The 4,999-nt window shown below is 44.8% G+C and carries 2 protein-coding genes and 1 tRNA gene; 2 read left to right on the forward strand and 1 reads right to left on the reverse strand.

Going from position 1 to position 4,999, the window contains the following annotated elements; all coding sequences use genetic code 11:
• Positions 1 to 4,001: Ig-like domain-containing protein (locus ACHUFM_RS05230; protein WP_394180242.1), on the forward strand; the 4,001-nt coding region annotated here is incomplete at its 5' end.
• Positions 4,002 to 4,078: 77 nt separating this feature from the next.
• Here ACHUFM_RS05230 and msrA read toward each other — a convergent pair.
• Positions 4,079 to 4,738 (reverse strand): peptide-methionine (S)-S-oxide reductase MsrA, encoded by a 660-nt coding sequence (gene msrA / locus ACHUFM_RS05235; protein WP_394180244.1) that lies wholly within the window; start codon positions 4,736 to 4,738, stop codon positions 4,079 to 4,081.
• A gap of 188 nt (positions 4,739 to 4,926) precedes the next feature.
• On the opposite strand from msrA, the gene ACHUFM_RS05240 reads away from it, so the two are divergent.
• Positions 4,927 to 4,999, forward strand: a tRNA-Met gene (locus ACHUFM_RS05240).

Raw genomic sequence — 4,999 nt, forward strand, 5'->3', positions numbered from 1 at the left:
ACACAGTGACAGCGACCTTGTCGGATGAGGCGGGCAACACATCCACAGCAGCGACAGAGACAGCGGCGGCAGCGGATTTGTTTGCGACAGCGGGTACGGTGACAGTGAATGCGATTACGTCTGATGACGTGATCAACGCGACGGAAGCGGCAGGCACAGTTGCGGTGTCCGGTACGGCGACAGGTGGTGACATTGCGGAAGGCGATACCGTTACTCTGGTCATCAACGACACCGAATACACCACAACAGTCGGTGCAGACGGCACTTGGACTGTTGACGTAGCGGGCTCTGATCTTGCTGCTGATACTGTTTTTGATGCTGTGGTAGCGTCATCCGACACGGCTGGTAATACAGTAGATAGTAAGGCGACATCAACGCATAAGGTTGATATGACATCTAATGCAAGTATTGATGTTGATGTAATTACAGGCGACAAGGTCATTAGTGCAGCGGAAGCAGGAGAAGGAAACTATGTTTCCATTACTGGTTGGGTTGGTGGTGACGCACAACCTGGCGATACTGTGACAATTGAGCTTGAAGGAAATGTCATTGGAACGGCTCAGGTAAGTTCTGAACAAGATTCGAGTGGTAGATATTTATACAGTGTTGAAGTACTTGGTTCTGATCTTGCGAATACAAGCCTTGCAAATCCATACATTACCGCCAAAGTATCGGGAACTGATGAGGCTGGAAATGCGTTTGTTGCTTCTAGTACTGAGATCTACAAAGTCGATCTGGTCGCAGATATTGATGCTTTTGTTCAGGATGAAAGCGGCGATATGGTCATTAATCTTGATGAGCAAGGTAATGTAACCGTCGGTGGTTGGATTGAATTAGGTGGTGATGTGCAATCTATCACCATTACCGACGAAGTGGGTAATAGCGTCACTATTACTGAGGGGATCACTATTGAAGACGATGGCGGCTATGGCTATTTTGAAATTGGAGCGGATGTCTCTAGTTTACTTGATGGTGAATTAAGCGTTGTCGTAAATGCTTCAGATGCAGCCGGTAATACAGTTCAATCTGAAGTGATGAGCATTGAGAAAGATACTTCTGCTGAGTCCGGTGAAGTAACCGTTAATGCAATTACGTCTGATGACATTATCAACATAACAGAAAGTGAGCAGACGGTAACTGTGTCTGGTAGTGCTTCTGGTGGTGATATTTCTGCCGGTGATATTGTCACCATGACCATTAATGGCACTGAATACTCAACCAGTGTTCAGGCAGATGGTACTTGGTCCGTTGATGTTGCTGGTACTGACCTTGCTGCTGATACTGAATTTGATGTGGTGGTTTCTTCTACTGACAGTGCAGGAAATGAAGTTAAGTCTACAGTAAGTTCAACACACACATCTGACTTAAATATCGCCACACCATCTATTAGCTTCGAAAGTACGGGTGACGATGATGTTTATAATGCCGATGAAGTTGGAGATGACGGAACGGTAACGGCGACGATTTCAGTGTCTGGTTCTGAAGTGGGTGACAAAGTTACCTATCAGGTAAACAACAATACTGCTGTTACCATCACTTTGACGGCGGCCCTTATTGAAAGTGGTATTGCTGTTGAAGTTGCGCCAGAAGATAGCATTACTGTGAGTCTCTCTGATGATGCGGGTAACCGTTCAGTTGAAGTCAGTGGTACTGCGCCAGCAGCTGATCTAGAAGCAGAAGCGGGAACCGTTACGGTTAACCCAATTACTTCTGATGATCACATTGATGGAACGGAATTGTATGACACTGTGACCATTTCCGGTCAGGCTTCAGGTGGGGATATTTCAGCGGGTGATCAAGTTAAGATGGTCATCAATGGTAAGGAATACGATGCGACCGTTAATGACGACGGCTCTTGGTCGGTAAATGTCGCAGCCAGTGAATTAGCTGAAGATACAGAGTTTGATGTTGTGGTTACTTCCAGTGATGCAGCGGGTAATACAGTGGAAAGCCGAGGCACTTCAACTCACACTGTGGATCTTTCAGCAGAAGTGACCTTGTCAGCCGGTGAAGGTCAGCAGGTTGTGTTAACGGATTTACCAGAAGGCTTCACTTTCCCTGAGGGGGTAACAGAAGTTACTACAGACTTTGGTGCCACTATTAGTTTGGTTGACGGTGAGTATCTATACCAAGCTCCAGTCCGAGATCACAGTGACTCTCAGGGCGATCAAGATAGCGTCACAGTGACGCTAGAAGATGGTCGTAGTTTTACCGTCAATATTGATGTAGAAGATTCTGCACCGGTTGCGGTTGATGATGAAGCAGACATCTTGGTTCGTCGTGAGACTTTTGAGGTGTCAAATGTTGAAGCCAATTGGGTGAGTTCTTCGGGTGGTAATAACATTAATAAGTTTGATGGTACATCGTCTAATGGTGGCATTGATAATGATGATGGTAAGGATCAAATTCGCTGGGGTGAATCCGCAGATGATCATGGACGACAGTCAGGTTACGGTTTTATTGATAATGACTCTGAATTAGACGGTAAATTCGAGCTAAATGAAGACATCATTATAGGGACATTCACTCACTACAATTACCCAGTTTATTCTGGCGGGGCAATTGATGCAGCTTCCATGGAGATTGATTTCTCTGTGACAGACAACTCAGGTGTTTCTGAGCCTGTGAAATTGACGGTGAATTTCTCTCACAATGAAACCACAAACATTGATGGTGATGCTGAAGCTTCTCGTGACATTGTCACAGTGGAAAATACCTTTGTTACCTTTGAGTGGGAAGGCGAAATCTACACCTTACAAGTGGTTGGTTTCCGTGAAGTGGGGAACCCTGATGGTGAAGTAGTTACCTCTATCCATACTTATGAAAATGCATCCACTAGCTATGAACTTGTGGTTCGAGTTGTGGAAGGGGAGGGCTATAGCCTGCCTGAAACAACTGGTAATGTATTGGATGACAATGGTCTAGGCGCTGATGAGTTAAGTGAAGATGGTGCTATCAGTGTCACTAATGTGGCATCTGGTGAGTCAGTCAATAATTCAGATGCAAGCGCAGGCCAATCAGTGAAAGGAACATATGGTAACTTGATCCTTAATGCGGATGGTTCTTATGTCTATCAGGCAACAGCAAGTGTTTCTACCATACCAGACGGTGCTACTGATTCTTTCACCTATATGATTCAAGATGAAGATGGCAGCTCATCTACAGCTACCTTGACCATTAATGTGGCAGCAGAAGCGCCTAGAGTAGAGCCCACTTTCTTCGAGAATGTTTCCGCTAATTTGGACTCTGATCTTCAGTGGTTCGAGACAAATACGGGCGATGAAGCCACAGTGCAAACTGATGGTCGATCAAATTATTGGGATGATGATCGTAAGGATACTCACCTTAAAGGAACATCAAATGATGACTTTATTGTGGGTGATCGAGGCGATGATCATATTGAAGGGGGCAATGCCCAAGATACTCTTGGTGGTTATGGTGGCTCTGATTGGCTTGAGGGTGGAGAAGGTGATGATACATTGTATGCTGATGGTCGTCGTACTAGCTATCAAGATGCTGACGATTCAAACCGAGTAGATGGTGGCGCAGGTCAAGACACCCTTTACGGTAGTATCGGTGATGACTTCCTCTTAGGCGGTTCAGGCGATGATTACCTAGATGGTCGTGATGGCGATGATGTTCTTATCGGCGGTCAAGGTCAAGATACCATGACTGGTGGGGATGGACGTGATTTGTTCATCCTAACGGATTACTCGCAGGGCGTTGATACTATCACTGACTTTAATGCTTCAGATGATGCCTTGGACATTTCCGAATTGTTGGATGTACCAAGCTCTGCGGCAGAAGAAGAAATACAGGCTTACCTAAATGAAAACCTTACATTAACAACGAATCAGGATGGTTCAGGTAAGTTGGAAGTCGCAGACAGTGGTAATGCTAATCATACTGTGGCTAATTTTGGGTCAGATTCCCAGTTGGGCAGTGGCAGTATTACTGTCATCTTTAATGATAAGGAATACGACATTAACATTGATGGTTAATGTCGTAGTACCCATAAAGCAAAAAGCCGAGTTTATACTCGGCTTTTTTCGTTTCAGGTGGGCGTTATTTTATGCGTTTAAACACTCAGTCCAATAGGGCAGCTCACGCCTGTACCGTTTAGGCCACAATAGCCATTTGGGTTCTTGTGAAGATACTGTTGATGGTATTCTTCTGCCAAATAATAGGTTTTGAGTGGCTCGATTTCTGTGGTGATCATACCATGACCATTTTGGATAAGTGCTTTTTGGAATGCGTCTTTGCTTTGCTCTGCAATGGCTAAATCAGAGTCTTTTGTAGTGTAAATAACAGAGCGATATTGGCTACCAATATCATTGCCTTGTCGCATGCCTTGTGTCGGGTCATGGTTTTCCCAAAAGGTTCTTAGAATGGTGTCTAAGTTGATTTGTCTGGTGTCGAAGATCACTTGAACGACTTCGCTGTGACCTGTTTGCCCAGTACAAACTTCTTCATAGGTTGGGTTTTTCGTGTACCCGCCTGCATAACCAACGGAAGTGACAATAACGCCAGGAACATTCCATAACTTTCTTTCCGCACCCCAGAAACATCCCATGCCGAGAATGACTTCCCCTTCATGTACATTTTTTTCGCGAAGAAAATTTTCACCGTTAACCGCATGAATGCCAGTCACTTGAATAGGAGTGTCTCGACCCGGAAGCGCTTCAGCTTCACTTGGTATTGAAGACTTTTTTAATATTTGTTCAATGGGATTGGGCATGGTGAATTCCTTAAAAGCAAAATAATATGAGCGACACTTTTACAGACAGTGCATCAGTCTTCAAGTTTTTTCTTGCAACGTAAAACAGACTAACTGTGTCAAAAAAGTGCAAAAGCCGTTTAATTTAATTTAATGGTAATATAGTGTTGACTCTGTATTTAATCTACCTATAATACGCACCTCGTTGTCGCGGGATGGAGCAGTCTGGTAGCTCGTCGGGCTCATAACCCGAAGGTCGTTGGTTCGAATCCGGCTCCCGCA

This window comes from Marinomonas posidonica (genome assembly GCF_043643765.1).
Classification (GTDB): Bacteria; Pseudomonadota; Gammaproteobacteria; order Pseudomonadales; family Marinomonadaceae; genus Marinomonas; species Marinomonas posidonica_A.

Coding starts and splice junctions, on each gene's coding strand:
- msrA (WP_394180244.1), bottom strand. CDS start 4,738: ATGCCCAATCCCATTGAACAAATATTAAAAAAGTCTTCAATACCAAGT.